Source organism: Citrobacter sp. wls710 (assembly GCF_005281115.1).
Taxonomy (GTDB): domain Bacteria; phylum Pseudomonadota; class Gammaproteobacteria; order Enterobacterales; family Enterobacteriaceae; genus Citrobacter; species Citrobacter werkmanii.
This window is the reverse complement of the sequence record NZ_SZXD01000011.1, coordinates 80,415-93,931: the sequence shown is the minus strand read 5'-3', so window position 1 is coordinate 93,931 and position 13,517 is coordinate 80,415. Positions and strand designations below refer to the sequence as shown.

11 protein-coding genes are annotated in these 13,517 nt (G+C 54.2%); 5 read left to right on the top strand and 6 right to left on the bottom strand.

From position 1 onward, the window contains the following. Positions 1-39 precede the first annotated feature (39 nt). Entirely contained in the window at positions 40-1,434 is a 1,395-nt protein-coding gene (locus FDX14_RS04690; protein ID WP_137349091.1) for a cytochrome-c peroxidase, read from the top strand. Positions 1,435-1,499: 65 nt separating this feature from the next. Here the strand turns inward: FDX14_RS04690 and FDX14_RS04685 are convergent, their stop codons facing one another. Beyond that, the gene (locus tag FDX14_RS04685) at positions 1,500-2,426 is read right to left on the bottom strand and encodes a LysR family transcriptional regulator (RefSeq protein ID WP_137349090.1); all 927 of its coding nucleotides are present in this window, start codon (positions 2,424-2,426) and stop codon (positions 1,500-1,502) included. Positions 2,427-2,609: 183 nt separating this feature from the next. Here FDX14_RS04685 and FDX14_RS04680 point away from each other — a divergent pair, with 183 nt between their 5' ends. Continuing rightward, positions 2,610-3,773, top strand: coding sequence for a mandelate racemase/muconate lactonizing enzyme family protein (locus tag FDX14_RS04680; protein WP_085049058.1), 1,164 nt, complete (start codon positions 2,610-2,612; stop codon positions 3,771-3,773). Positions 3,774-3,851: 78 nt separating this feature from the next. Here FDX14_RS04680 and gorA read toward each other — a convergent pair whose 3' ends face one another. Next, complete coding sequence (gene gorA, locus FDX14_RS04675; RefSeq protein WP_137349089.1) at positions 3,852-5,204, bottom strand: glutathione-disulfide reductase; 1,353 nt, start codon at positions 5,202-5,204, stop codon at positions 3,852-3,854. Positions 5,205-5,308: 104 nt separating this feature from the next. Continuing rightward, on the bottom strand, positions 5,309-6,151 hold the full coding sequence (locus FDX14_RS04670; protein ID WP_038635089.1) for a 23S rRNA (adenine(2030)-N(6))-methyltransferase RlmJ: 843 nt from the start codon (positions 6,149-6,151) through the stop codon (positions 5,309-5,311). A 208-nt stretch (positions 6,152-6,359) separates the two neighbouring features. Between FDX14_RS04670 and prlC the strand changes: the two genes are divergently transcribed. Together prlC and rsmJ are read left to right on the top strand one after the other, a co-directional pair. Continuing rightward, positions 6,360-8,402, top strand: coding sequence for an oligopeptidase A (gene prlC / locus FDX14_RS04665; RefSeq protein WP_137349088.1), 2,043 nt, complete (start codon positions 6,360-6,362; stop codon positions 8,400-8,402). Between the two features lie 8 nt (positions 8,403-8,410). Further along, positions 8,411-9,169, top strand: a complete 759-nt coding sequence (gene rsmJ, locus FDX14_RS04660; protein WP_061380965.1) for a 16S rRNA (guanine(1516)-N(2))-methyltransferase RsmJ — start codon at positions 8,411-8,413, stop codon at positions 9,167-9,169. A 91-nt stretch (positions 9,170-9,260) separates the two neighbouring features. Here rsmJ and FDX14_RS04650 read toward each other — a convergent pair whose 3' ends face one another. After that, the gene (locus FDX14_RS04650) at positions 9,261-10,460 is read right to left on the bottom strand and encodes an NAD(P)/FAD-dependent oxidoreductase (protein ID WP_137349087.1); all 1,200 of its coding nucleotides are present in this window, start codon (positions 10,458-10,460) and stop codon (positions 9,261-9,263) included. Between the two features lie 232 nt (positions 10,461-10,692). On the opposite strand from FDX14_RS04650, the gene FDX14_RS04645 reads away from it, so the two are divergent. Further along, on the top strand, positions 10,693-11,196 hold the full coding sequence (locus tag FDX14_RS04645) for an RrF2 family transcriptional regulator (protein WP_042311782.1): 504 nt from the start codon (positions 10,693-10,695) through the stop codon (positions 11,194-11,196). An 85-nt stretch (positions 11,197-11,281) separates the two neighbouring features. Here the strand turns inward: FDX14_RS04645 and dtpB are convergent, their stop codons facing one another. Then, positions 11,282-12,754 (bottom strand): dipeptide/tripeptide permease DtpB, encoded by a 1,473-nt coding sequence (dtpB, locus tag FDX14_RS04640; RefSeq protein ID WP_042311784.1) that lies wholly within the window; start codon positions 12,752-12,754, stop codon positions 11,282-11,284. A 281-nt stretch (positions 12,755-13,035) separates the two neighbouring features. After that, a complete protein-coding gene (gene uspA / locus FDX14_RS04635) occupies positions 13,036-13,473 on the bottom strand; it encodes a universal stress protein UspA (RefSeq protein ID WP_003023368.1) in 438 nt (145 codons plus the stop codon). Positions 13,474-13,517: the final 44 nt, after the last annotated feature.

Genomic DNA, 13,517 nt, shown 5'->3' with positions numbered 1-13,517 from the left:
TTCTGGGTCACAATAACTCACAACGGTGAGGGTAAAATAATGAAAATCATTACCCGTCTTACCGCGATTGCCATAGCTGGCATCGTGATTTGTTATTTTGGATTATCCGGTTATGTGTGGTATCACGATAATCAACGGAGCAAACAGGCTGATGTTCAGGCCTCTTCGCTGGAAGCAAATAATAAAGTTTTAGGATTCTTGCGCGAAAAAGGATGCGATTATTGTCACACCCCTTCGGCTGAATTACCTTTCTATTCTTCTTTTCCTGTCGCTAAGCAGTTGATGAATTACGACATTCAACTGGGATATAAATCCTTCAATCTTGAGGCCGTTCGTGCGGCGCTGGTCGCGGATAAACCCGTTTCGCAAAGCGACCTGAATAAAATTGAATGGGTGATGCAGTACGACACCATGCCACCGACGCGTTATACCGCGCTGCACTGGGCCGGTAAAGTGAGCGATGCGGAGCGCGAAGAAATTCTGGGCTGGATTGCGAAACAGCGTGAACAGTACTACGCCAGTAATGATACCGCCGCGCAGCATCGTAATGAACCCGTACAGCCAATACCAGAAAGCATCCCGACCGATGCCCGGAAGGTGGCGCTGGGCTTTACGCTTTATCACGATCCACGTATTTCCGGCGACAGCACGATCTCTTGCGCGCACTGTCATGCCCTGAATGCGGGTGGTGTGGATGGCCGGAAAACGTCAATTGGCGTAGGCGGAGCGGTTGGGCCGATCAACGCGCCAACGGTGTTTAACTCAGTCTTCAACGTGGAACAGTTCTGGGATGGTCGTGCGCCGACATTGCAGGCGCAGGCAGGTGGTCCGCCGTTGAACCCAATTGAAATGGCGTCTAAATCCTGGGATGAAATTATCCAGAAGCTGGATAAAGATCCGCTATTGAAGCAAGAATTTATTGCGGTTTATCCACAGGGGTTCAGCGGAGATAATATTACTGATGCGATTGCTGAGTTTGAGAAAACGCTGATTACGCCAAATTCGCCGTTTGATAAGTGGTTACGTGGTGATGAGGAGGCGTTAACGGCCCAGCAAAAACATGGCTATCAATTATTTAAAGAAAATAAGTGTGCGACCTGTCACGGAGGTATTATTTTAGGCGGACGCTCATTTGAACCATTAGGTTTGAAAAAGGACTTTAATTTCGGCGAAGTTACTGCCGCAGATATTGGCAGGATGAACGTGACCAATGAACTACGTGACAAACTTCGTCAGAAAGTTCCAGGATTACGTAACGTTGCGCTGACTGCGCCTTATTTCCATCGCGGTGATGTGCCAACGCTTGATGGCGCGGTTAAATTGATGCTGCGTTATCAGGTGGGTAAAGAACTGCCGCAGGAAGATATCGACGATATCGTGGCGTTCCTCGAAAGTTTGAATGGGGTTTATACGCCGTACATGCAGGGTAAATAATTATTGCCCCTATCCAGCCTGGCGCATTTTGCAGGCTGGATAATTCTCCTTTACCTGGCGGGTGTTTACCTCTGCTCGCCCACGAATATTTCCCATAATTCTTCTACCGCTCTGGACATTCTGCCTGCAGGTCGAAACAGTCGGATATCAATGGGTACCCATAACCCGCTCTTCTGTGGAGCCGCTGCGGCGATCGTCCCGGCCTGAACGTCCGGAGCCGCCAGACTTTCCGGCAGCCAGGCAATGCCGTCCCCGGCTTTAACCATCGCCAGCAGCGTGGCGGCCAGATCGGCGGTGAAGGCGATGTCCATACCGCGTCGGGCATGATTCACCGGTGACGTATTCGAGAGGATCCTCCCCAGACCGGATTCTGCAGAGAAGGAGAGAAACGGAAACTTTTTGCCCCCCGTAGCCTGCCAGAGCGGCTGATGAGAGCGGGGATCGCATTTGGAGTAAGGTATTAACGTTTCTCGTCCAAGGCGGACGCTGAGATATTTCGTCTGATCAAGGTTGATGTGCATGTGAGGGTGGTAATAACACAGCAGGAACTGCGCATCCCCTTTTTCAATCATCCGTTCACAGGCGCTGAGCGTGTCTGACAGCAGGCGAAATGAGCCGAAACGGGCGATTTTTTCGTTATTACGCATCAGCGCCGGAAAAAATGAGAACGACAGGGAATGTGTTGCGGAGAAAATAACATCCGGTCGGGTATTTCCCGCCGCTTCGATGGTTTCATTTCTCAGGGTGTATAGCGCCCGGATCAGTTCGGGCACCTGAGCGACGAAAACTTCCCCCGCACGGGTCAGGCTGACGCCACGGCGGTTACGTTCAAAAATCGGCGTTCCAAGCCACTCTTCCAGCGAAACAATGCGCCGACTGAATGCGGGCTGCGTCACATATCGGGAAGCGGCTGCACGGGAGAAATTGAGTGACTGCGCCAGCGCAACGCAGTCTTCAAGCCAGGTGAGTTCCAGGTGATGCCGATTTTGCATTACAGCCAGCCTCTTTGGCATTAGATCAGTAAATAAGCACTGCTTAAGATGGAGAAATACAGGACGATGGCGTCCTTAAATGCTGCCTGGATGCATTATGCCAATAATAAACCGGCATGAGTTATCACTTTTTACAGGCGCGTAAGTGCGAGCATAACTGACTAACAACCCGCCGGAGAAAACATGCGTATCCTCGATGTTGTAGAAATTACCAAACCCATCGCTTCCCCTATTCGTAACGCCTATATCGATTTCAGCAAGATGACGACCAGTCTGGTGGCCGTTGTGACTGACGTTGAGATAGAGGGTCGTCGCGTGGTGGGATACGGATTTAACTCTAATGGTCGTTACGGCCAGGGAGGATTGATCCGCGAACGCTTCCGTAACCGCATTCTGGACGCTGACCCGGAAAGTCTGCTGAATGCCGAAGGCGATAACCTGGATCCGCATAAAATCTGGGACGTCATGATGAGTAATGAGAAGCCGGGGGGCCATGGTGAGCGCTCGGTGGCTGTGGGTACGCTGGATATGGCTATCTGGGATGCCGTTGCCAAAATTGCCAATAAGCCGTTGTTCCGTCTGCTGGCTGAGATGAAGGGCGTTGAGGCGAATCCACGCGTCTTTGTCTACGCAGCGGGGGGATACTATTATCCGGGTAAAGACCTGAGCGCGCTGCGTCAGGAAATGCGGGGCTACCTGAACCGCGGGTACAACGTGGTTAAAATGAAAATCGGCGGTGCATCGTTGGAAGAAGACCGTCGCCGTATCGAAGCGGTATTGACTGAAATTGGCGACGAAGCGCGTCTTGCCGTCGATGCCAATGGCCGCTTTGATCTGGAAACCAGTATTGCCTATGCCAAAATGCTACGGGATTATCCATTGTTTTGGTACGAAGAAGCCGGCGACCCGCTGGATTATTCTCTCCAGGCCGCGCTGTCAGAATTTTACCCAGGCGCGATGGCGACAGGTGAAAATCTCTTTTCTCATCAGGATGCGCGCAACCTGCTGCGCTACGGCGGCATGCGCCCGGATCGCGACTACCTGCAATTTGACTGTGCGCTTTCCTACGGTCTGGTCGAATATCTGCGTACCCTCGACGTACTGGCGCAGTTTGGTTGGTCCCCATCACGCTGCATACCGCATGGCGGTCATCAGATGTCGCTGAACATTGCGGCGGGTCTTGGTCTTGGTGGGAATGAAAGTTATCCGGATCTGTTCCAACCGTACGGCGGTTTCCCGGATTCAGTTAAGGTGGAAGAGGGTCATATCGTCATGCCAGAACTGCCGGGCATAGGGTTTGAAGGTAAATCTGACCTGATTAAAGAGATGCGCGCGTTGGCCGAATAGCGCGAGCGGCGGTGAGATAACGCCCCTCTGGTTGCCGGAGGGGCGCGTGTTAAGTGAATAGCGTCTACAGGTGGGTAATTAGCGCATGGTGACGAATTCTTCTGCCGCCGTTGGGTGAATCGCAACGGTGTTATCGAAGTCTTTCTTAGTCGCGCCCATTTTCAGCGCCACCGCGAAGCCTTGCAGCATTTCGTCCATGCCAAAACCGATGCCATGAATACCAACAATCTTCTCTTCCGGACCCACGCAAACCAGCTTCATGCGGCACGGCTGGCGGTGTGAAGTCACGGCAGTGTACATCGCGGTAAACGAGGATTTATACACTTTCACCTGGTCATCGCCGTGCTGTTCGCGAGCCTGCTGCTCGGTCAAGCCCACGGTGCCAATCGGCGGGTGGCTGAAGACCACGGTCGGGATGTTGTTGTAGTCCAGATGCTCGTCCGGCTTTTTGTTAAACAGACGCTCGGACAGACGACGGCCCGCGGCAACGGCAACCGGCGTCAGCTCAACGGCACCGGTATTATCGCCAACGGCATAAATCCCCGGTACGCTGGTGTTTTGGTATTTATCAACGACGATGTAGCCTTTTTCGTTGGTTTTCACGCCAGTAACGGCCAGGTTAAAGTTGTCGGTGGCTGGTTCACGACCGATCGCCCAAATCAGGCAATCTACCGTTTCGCTACGACCATCTTCCAGTTGCAGGGTCAGACTGCCGTCAGCATTTTTAACGACTGCTTTCGGAATTGCATGAGTATGCAGAGTCGGACCTTCGGTGTTCATCACCTCGACCAGCGTCTCGACGATCATCGGATCAAAGCTGCGCAGCGGCGCGTGTTTACGCACGAACAGGTGAGTTTCTGCGCCCAGGCCGTTAATTACGCCTGCCAGTTCAACGGCGATGTAGCCTGCGCCAACAACGGCTACACGTTTTGGCAGCGCTGGCAGCTCAAAGAAGCCATCGGAGTCGATACCGTATTCCACGCCTGGAATGTTCGGATGGCTAGGGCGCCCGCCGGTGGCGATCAAAATATGATCGGCAGTAATGGTTTCACCGTTCACTTCAATGGTTTTGGCATCAACGAAGCGGGCAAAGCCTTTAATCACATCAACGTTATTTTTACCCAGCACGTTGTCGTACGAGGTATGAATGCGATCGATATAGGCGGTACGGCTGGCGATCAGTTTATCCCAGTCGAACTTATTAATGGTGGTATCGAAACCGTAATCCGGGCCGTACATATGAATCGCTTCACGGATTTGTGCGGCATGCCACATCACTTTCTTCGGTACGCAGCCAACGTTAACGCAGGTGCCACCTAACTCTTTGGCTTCAATCAGTGCGCATTTCTGGCCGTACATTGCCGCACGGTTAATGGAGGCAATACCGCCGCTGCCGCCGCCAATAGCGATGTAATCATAGTGCTTGGTCATGACCGCTCCTTCATGTTCATTGTAGGGCGGAGAAGCGTTACGCCATCCGCCAAAATATTCGCGATTGTATACCTGAAATTAAAAGGTTCCACCGATGGCTGCGATTACTCCGGCACGATCCAGCTTACGGAAGTGTGTCCGGTTCCTGCGGGAACCAGCTTGCTATGTAGCCACGGCAGGACGTTGTTCATCTGCTGCTCCAGCTTCCACGGCGGGTTAATCACAATCATGCCGGACGCCGTCATGCCGCGCTGATCGCTGTCCGGGCGCACCGCCAGCTCAATTTGCAGAATTTTGCGGATACCGGTGTCTTCCAGATCGTGGATCATGCGCTTGATTTGCTGGCGCAGGACCACCGGATACCACAGCGCATAGGTGCCCGTTGCGAAGCGTTTGTAGCCTTCGTTAATGCCGGTCACTACCGCCTGGTAGTCGGTTTTGATTTCGTATGGCGGATCGATAAGGATCAGTCCGCGGCGGGAAACCGGCGGTAATTTTGCTTTTAGCTGCTGATAACCGTCGGCTTTGGCCACACGTGCGCGTTCATCTTTTTGAAATTCGCCGCGCAGCAAAGGAAAGTCGCTCGGGTGCAGTTCAGTTAATTGCAGGCTGTCCTGTTCGCGCAGCAGCTGACGCGCAATTAACGGGGAGCCTGGGTAGTAGCGCAACTGGCCGCTACGGTTGAAATGCTGCACCACGGAAATATAGGGTTCAAGTTCAGCAGGCAAATCGTCCTGCTGCCAGATACGGGCAATACCTTCCAGGTATTCACCGGTACGTTCGGCATGCTCACTGCTCAGCTGATAACGGCCTGCGCCAGCATGGGTGTCCAGATAGAGAAACGGTTTTTCTTTCTCTTTGAGCGATTCAATGATCAGGCTCTGAACGGTGTGTTTAAGGACGTCGGCGTGGTTGCCTGCGTGATAACTGTGGCGATAGCTGAGCATGGGTAATGAAATTCCGCTGAAATGACGATTTGCGACAGTTTACAGCAGATCGGCACAGATTACCCGTAGGCCCGGTAAGCGTAGCACCACCGGGCGTCTTTCCGTCACGGTGAGCATTGAAATCCTCTACACTTAACCCCATTGTACAAATTAATATGCACAGCGCCGGATACGCGCTTCATTCACTCTTTTCAACAGGACCGCGCTAATGACCAATCCATTGCTGACTCCCTTCGAACTGCCGCCGTTTTCTAAAATTCAGCCCGAACATGTTGTGCCAGCCGTTACTAAGGCGCTGAACGATTGTCGCGAAAACGTTGAGCGAGTCGTTGCGCAGGGCGCGCCGTACACCTGGGAAAATCTCTGCCAGCCGCTTGCGGAAGTAGACGATGTGCTGGGGCGTATTTTCTCTCCGGTCAGCCACCTGAACTCGGTGAAAAACAGCCCGGAACTGCGTGAAGCCTACGAGCAAACGCTGCCGCTGCTCTCCGAGTACAGCACCTGGGTTGGGCAACATGAAGGTCTGTACAAAGCGTACCGCGACCTGCGTGATGGCGACCATTACGCCACCCTGAACACTGCACAGAAAAAAGCGGTCGATAACGCGCTGCGTGATTTTGAACTGTCCGGTATCGGCCTGCCGAAAGAGAAACAACAGCGCTACGGCGAAATCGCCACCCGTTTGTCCGAGCTGGGTAACCAGTACAGCAACAACGTGCTCGATGCCACCATGGGCTGGACCAGGCTGGTGACCGACGAAGCGGAGCTTGCCGGAATGCCGGAAAGCGCCCTGGCGGCGGCGAAAGCCCAGGCGGAAGCCAAAGAGCAGGAAGGCTACCTGCTGACCCTGGATATCCCGAGCTACCTGCCGGTAATGACCTACTGCGACAACCAGGCGCTGCGTGAAGAGCTGTATCGCGCCTACTCCACCCGCGCTTCCGACCAGGGGCCGAACGCGGGCAAGTGGGACAATACCCCGGTAATGGAAGAGATCCTCGCGCTGCGTCACGAGCTGGCACAACTGCTGGGCTTCGAAAGCTACGCCTTTAAATCACTCGCCACCAAAATGGCGGAAAACCCGCAGCAGGTGCTCGACTTCCTGACTGATCTGGCGAAACGCGCCCGTCCGCAGGGTGAAAAAGAGCTGGCCCAGCTGCGCGCCTTCGCCAAAGCCGATTTTGGCGTTGATGAGCTGCAGCCGTGGGATATCGCCTACTACAGCGAGAAACAAAAACAGCATCTGTACAGCATCAGTGACGAACAACTGCGTCCGTACTTCCCGGAAAACAAAGCCGTTAACGGCCTGTTTGAAGTGGTGAAACGTATTTACGGCATCACCGCAAAAGAGCGTACCGATGTTGACGTCTGGAATCCGGAAGTGCGTTTCTTCGAGCTGTACGATGAAAGCAACGAACTGCGCGGCAGCTTCTACCTTGACCTGTACGCCCGCGAACACAAACGCGGCGGGGCGTGGATGGACGACTGCGTTGGCCAGATGCGTAAAACCGACGGCACGCTGCAAAAACCGGTCGCCTATCTGACCTGTAACTTTAACCGTCCGGTGAACGGCAAACCGGCGCTGTTTACCCACGACGAAGTGATCACCCTGTTCCACGAGTTCGGTCACGGCCTGCACCATATGCTGACTCGCATCGAAACCGCCGGGGTGTCCGGTATTAACGGCGTGCCGTGGGATGCGGTCGAACTGCCAAGTCAGTTTATGGAAAACTGGTGCTGGGAGCCGGAAGCGCTGGCGTTTATCTCCGGTCACTATGAGACCGGCGAACCGCTGCCGAAGGAACTGCTGGATAAAATGCTGGCGGCGAAAAACTACCAGGCCGCGCTGTTTATTCTGCGTCAGCTGGAGTTCGGCCTGTTCGACTTCCGCCTGCACGCGCAGTACAACCCGGAGCAGGGGGCGAAGGTCCTTGAGACGCTGGCCGAAATTAAGAAACAGGTCGCCGTGGTGCCTGGCCCAACCTGGGGCCGCTTCCCGCACGCCTTCAGCCACATTTTTGCCGGTGGCTATGCGGCGGGATACTACAGCTACCTGTGGGCCGACGTGCTGGCGGCAGACGCATTCTCCCGCTTCGAAGAAGAAGGCATCTTCAACCGCGAAACCGGTCAGTCATTCCTCGATAGCATCCTGACCCGTGGCGGTTCGGAAGAGCCGATGACGCTGTTCAAACGCTTCCGCGGCCGTGAACCGCAGCTCGATGCCATGCTGGCGCATTACGGCATCAAGGGCTGATCGTTCGCGTGAAAATTTGTTTACTGGATGAAACGGGCGCCGGAGACGGCGCCTTATCTGTTCTGGCCGCCCGCTGGGGGCTGGAGCATGATGAAGACAACCTGATGGCGCTGGTGATGACGCCGGAACATCTGGAATTGCGCAAGCGAGACGAACCGAAACTCGGCGGCATCTTCGTCGATTTTGTCGGCGGTGCCATGGCGCACCGACGTAAATTCGGCGGCGGTCGTGGTGAAGCGGTGGCGAAAGCCGTCGGCATCAAAGGCGATTATCTGCCGGACGTGGTTGATGCCACCGCCGGGCTGGGGCGCGATGCGTTTGTGCTGGCCTCCGTCGGCTGCCGTGTGCGGATGCTGGAACGCAATCCGGTGGTCGCCGCGTTACTCGATGACGGCCTGGCGCGCGGCTATGCCGATGCGGAAATTGGCCCGTGGTTGCAGGAACGTTTACAGCTGATTCACGCCTCAAGCCTGACGGCGTTAACCGATATTACCCCACGCCCACAGGTGGTCTATCTCGACCCGATGTTCCCGCACAAGCAGAAAAGCGCGCTGGTGAAAAAAGAGATGCGCGTGTTTCAGTCGCTGGTGGGGCCGGATCTGGATGCTGACGGTTTGCTGGAACCGGCGCGTCAGTTGGCAACCAAACGTGTGGTGGTGAAGCGCCCGGACTACGCGCCGCCGCTGGCTGACGTGGCCACGCCTAACGCGGTGGTGACCAAAGGGCATCGGTTTGATATTTATGCCGGAACCCCTCTGACGGAGTAACGGATTGTCCGATGGCGCTACGCTTATCCGGCCTACGATTCTCAATTATTTGTAGGCCGGATAAGGCGGTAGCCGCATCCGGCATTACGGCTTAAACAAACGGCGCCAGTGGGTCCGCAATCTCAAACGCCACTGCACGATCCGCTTTCGGCGGGTAAATCAGCTCGCTGACAATCGACATCTTCAGCTTTTTCGCCTCTTCACGCGTCAATTTCACCTGCTGATCCCATCCTTCGGTGTATACCGCCCCCCACGCGCCGAGATCCAGACAGGTGACATACATCTCCTGACGATACGGCAGCGGCGCGACGTTCAGCAGATTCGCCGCCGCATTATTACCGGCAAATTTCCCCAGCAGAATGGCGTGCTGGCAGGTCATCAGCGCATGATTGTCTTTGTCATCGGTAGCCGCATAGGCGACGTCGCCGGTGGCGTAGATATCCTCATGACCCAGTACCTGGAGGTTCTTGTTCACATGCAGGCGTCCCTGACGATCGCGTGGGGCGTTAATCTGTGCGGTCAGGTCGCTCGCCTGGACGCCGACGGTCCAGATCACCGTTTGTGAAGCGATAACCTGCCCATCTTTCAGCGTTACGCCAGCCGCGTCGACGCTCTCTACTTCCGCGTTGACCAGCCACTCCACGCCCAGCTCGGCGGAAGCGTCGATAATCACATCGCGCAGCGCCTGACTCCAGCGTCCGCCCGGTTGTGCACTGCGTTCAACTACGACTACTCTGGTCTTAGCATCAGCCCCTAAAATGTTGCGCAGACGGCTGGGTAATTCCAGCGCCATTTCAATTCCGGTAAAGCCGCCGCCGCAAACCACCACGGTATTGCGCGCCTCGCTTTCCGGCTGTAAGGCCAGATCTTTAATGTGCTGCTCAAGCACTGCGGCGCTCTCCAGTTGGTCGAGATCAAAGGCGTGTTCTGCGGCACCGGAAACGGCGTCGCGGTTAACGTGGCTGCCGCTGGCCAGTACCAGGCGGTCATAGCGATGCAGATGGTTTTCTCCGTTGGTGTCTTGCCAGCTAACTTCGCGGGATCCGGGCAGAATCTGTTCTACATGCCCTTGTAAAAAGCGTATGCCGGTGACGTCGAACAGTGGCTGTAGCGGAGCGACCAACGTGTGAACGGCATTTTCATAAAAGCGTGGACGCACGCGCAGCTCGGGCTGAGGTGCAATCACAGTAATATCAATATTTTGCTGGTTTTTATCCGCTAAACGCGCGGCGCTCAGCGCTGCCCACATCCCGGCAAAGCCGGCGCCCACGATCAGAATTTGTTTTTGCATGATGCTTATCTCACTGGTGACTCCGATTTATTTACTCGGATTTTATTTGTCGTAGTTAAAGATTGCAATGAGATTTGGATCCTGTCGCGGATCGAGTCCGGTGATTTGTTATTATCTCTTTGATAAATATACTTTTAAATTTTAATCTATTTGCAGGTGTTATCCGGTATCTGGAATGCGTGATGCGAAAAAGCTACAATATACTCAGATTCATTTTGGCTGAGATAAGAGCATGGCATTTTACAGTTCCGGGGTTGAGTACGGCATCCATAGCCTGATGTGTATGGTGGACAGCAAAGGCGACGCACGCGATATGAGCGTGCGCGAAATCGCCGAGCTGCAGCGCGTGCCCTATGACTATCTGGCCAAAATCTTTACCCGCCTGTCGAAGGCCGGGCTGGTACGGAGCAGCGAAGGGAAGGGCGGCGGTTTCCAGCTGGCGAAACCGGCGGAGGAGATCACCGTGCTGGACGTTGCCAACGCCATTGACGGCGATAAACGCATCTTTGAGTGCCGCGAGATCCGTCAGCGGCTGGCGGTATTTGAGGAGCATCCACCGGAGTGGGCCTGTGAAGGCATTTGCGGTGTGCGTTCGGTAATGGACATGGCCCAGCAGCGAATGGAAGAAGCGCTCGGCCAGCATACGATTCTGGACTTGGCGCGCAAAATGTACCGCAAAGCACCGGACACCTTTGTGGTGGAAGTGCAGGAGTGGATAGACGCGCGCAAAGGGTAGTGAGTGAAAATGCCCGATAGCGCAAGGCAATCGGGCTTGTTAAATGTAGGCCGGATAAGGCGTAAGCCGCATCCGGCACTGAGTATTACTGTTCGGTACTTGGCGTATTAATCATTCGGTTCAGCCATGGCACCATAATTGCCATTACGACCGTTACCGCCAGCGTCACCAGGCCTATCTTACTGAAGACATTGGTATAGATAGGCAGCGTTTGCAGCGGGTCGGTGATGTTTTCCGGTACTGCGGTGAACGTCGCGACATAACCCCCCATCAGGAAAGCGGCTGCCTGGGTCAGGAACCACATCCCAAGAATAAAGCCCATCAGGTGCTGCGGCACCAGCGCGGCGACCATCGCCAGTCCCAGGGCGCTTATCAGCAGTTCACCCAGACTCTGGAACAGATACACCAACACGATAAACCACGGCGACGTCAGTCCCTGCGCATCGGCAAACCACATTCCGGCAGCAGCAGCGGTCAGGAAGCCCAGCGAACACAGGAACATACCGAGTGTAAACTTCATCGGCATGGTCAGGTCTTTGCCTTTGTTTCCCAGACGGGTATAAATTGCGGCCAGCACCGGACTTGCCAGTACCACCCAGAACGGGTTCAGCGCCTGGAAGCTTACCGGGTTGATGGCGAAACCAAGAATTTCATGGTGCACGTTATTGATAGCAAAGAAGTTAAGTGACGTTGGCATCTGTGCGTACAGCACATAGAACACTACCGCTTCCAGCATCAGGATAAAAGCCACGAACATTTTGTTGCGCCCGGTTTTATCCAGTTTGAAGGCCTGGCGGAAGAAGATGATCGTCACGGCAATCGACAGGACAATCAGCACCAGGTTGGCAATCTTCACGTTATGCATCAGCCAGGCGCAGATAAATATCGTCACTACCGTACCGGCCAGCACGCAGAATAGATTACGGAAATTCAGCGGCTTATGATCTGGCTCAGAACCGATATTCTTCACCATTCCACGGCAGGCAAAGTAGACCAGCAGCGCGACGATAAGCCCGGCCCCGCACAGGTTGTAGGTCACCGCGTAGCCAAACTTATCGGCAATCACCGGCGCCAGCGACAGCGACAGCAGCGAACCAATGTTAATCGACATATAAAACAGGGTGAAAGCGCCATCCAGTCGGGCGTCTTTCGGTGGATAGCATTTTGACAGCAGGCTTGCCGGGTTGGCTTTAAATAACCCGTTACCCACGGCAATGGTACCCAAAGCAATAAAGATCAGATCGGGCTTGAGCAGCGACATCCCGGTCATGAAGTAGCCGATCGCCAGCACAATCGCACCGAGTACCAGCGTGCGCTTGGTCCCTAACAGGTGGTCGCCGACGTAGCCGCCGATCGAGATCAGGCCGTAGACCAGTGCGGCAAAAGCACCAAAGGTGACGAATGCCTGTTCCTGAGAAAAACCGAGTTGCTTAACAAAAAATACCGCCAGGATGCCCTGAACGCCGTAATAGCCAAATCGTTCCCATAATTCCACAAAGAAGATCATGAAGAACGGACGAGGTTGCTGCAGCAAGCCCGTAGGTGCAGTTTTATTCATATTCCATCGCCTTTCAAAGCCATCCCGAAAAGTATGAACGCGTATGCTTAAACGCGCCGAAAAAGTCTTGTTTTGTTATAGACTGCGGCGATTAGCCGTGCGGGTAGAGTATTATACAGATAGTTTTCGATCCAATTAGTTGATCACACTAATTATGATTTATTTGTTGGGTTGATGTACTAATTGTGTCCGGATGATAAAAACAAAAACGCCCGCGCGAGCGGGCGTTTACAGGCTTTACTGTTTGCAGCGGGCCGGGTTATCTCCCGGCGGCAAGCATTTTATGCTTCTTCGTCGTCACGTAACGGAACAATCAGCATGTCGACGTGGACGGTGTTGATCAGTTGACGTGCGGAGGACATCAGTTTGCTCCAGAAATCCTGGTGGTGACCACAAACGACCAGATCCATGTCGTATTTTTTGATGGCATCAACCAGAACCTGGCCCAGGTCGCCGCTACCGCTCAGGGTTTCGGTGATAGGGTAGCCTGCGTTGGTGGACAGCTCGGTTAACGCGTGGTGGGTTTCTTCAGAAATACGTTTCTGCATGTCGCCCAGATTCACGTCGATTAGCCCGGTGTACAGGTCGGAATAGTTTACGTCAACGTGGATAAGGGAGACTTTAGCATTGTAAGGCCGCGCCATGGAGACCGCTTTTTCAACCAGAACTTTGCTTTCCGGAGAAAGATCAACCGCGATAAGAATGTGTTTATAAGCCATAGTGTTACTCCTTCCATAAGTTGTCGATGACTAGCCTGCTGGCG

Excerpts from the sequence above, each read along its gene's own strand:
- FDX14_RS04690 (WP_137349091.1), top strand. The coding sequence starts at position 40 with ATGAAAATCATTACCCGTCTTACCGCGATTGCCATAGCTGGCATCGTG.
- FDX14_RS04685 (WP_137349090.1), bottom strand. The coding sequence starts at position 2,426 with ATGCAAAATCGGCATCACCTGGAACTCACCTGGCTTGAAGACTGCGTT.
- FDX14_RS04680 (WP_085049058.1), top strand. The coding sequence starts at position 2,610 with ATGCGTATCCTCGATGTTGTAGAAATTACCAAACCCATCGCTTCCCCT.
- gorA (WP_137349089.1), bottom strand. The coding sequence starts at position 5,204 with ATGACCAAGCACTATGATTACATCGCTATTGGCGGCGGCAGCGGCGGT.
- FDX14_RS04670 (WP_038635089.1), bottom strand. The coding sequence starts at position 6,151 with ATGCTCAGCTATCGCCACAGTTATCACGCAGGCAACCACGCCGACGTC.
- prlC (WP_137349088.1), top strand. The coding sequence starts at position 6,360 with ATGACCAATCCATTGCTGACTCCCTTCGAACTGCCGCCGTTTTCTAAA.
- FDX14_RS04650 (WP_137349087.1), bottom strand. The coding sequence starts at position 10,460 with ATGCAAAAACAAATTCTGATCGTGGGCGCCGGCTTTGCCGGGATGTGG.
- FDX14_RS04645 (WP_042311782.1), top strand. The coding sequence starts at position 10,693 with ATGGCATTTTACAGTTCCGGGGTTGAGTACGGCATCCATAGCCTGATG.
- dtpB (WP_042311784.1), bottom strand. The coding sequence starts at position 12,754 with ATGAATAAAACTGCACCTACGGGCTTGCTGCAGCAACCTCGTCCGTTC.
- uspA (WP_003023368.1), bottom strand. The coding sequence starts at position 13,473 with ATGGCTTATAAACACATTCTTATCGCGGTTGATCTTTCTCCGGAAAGC.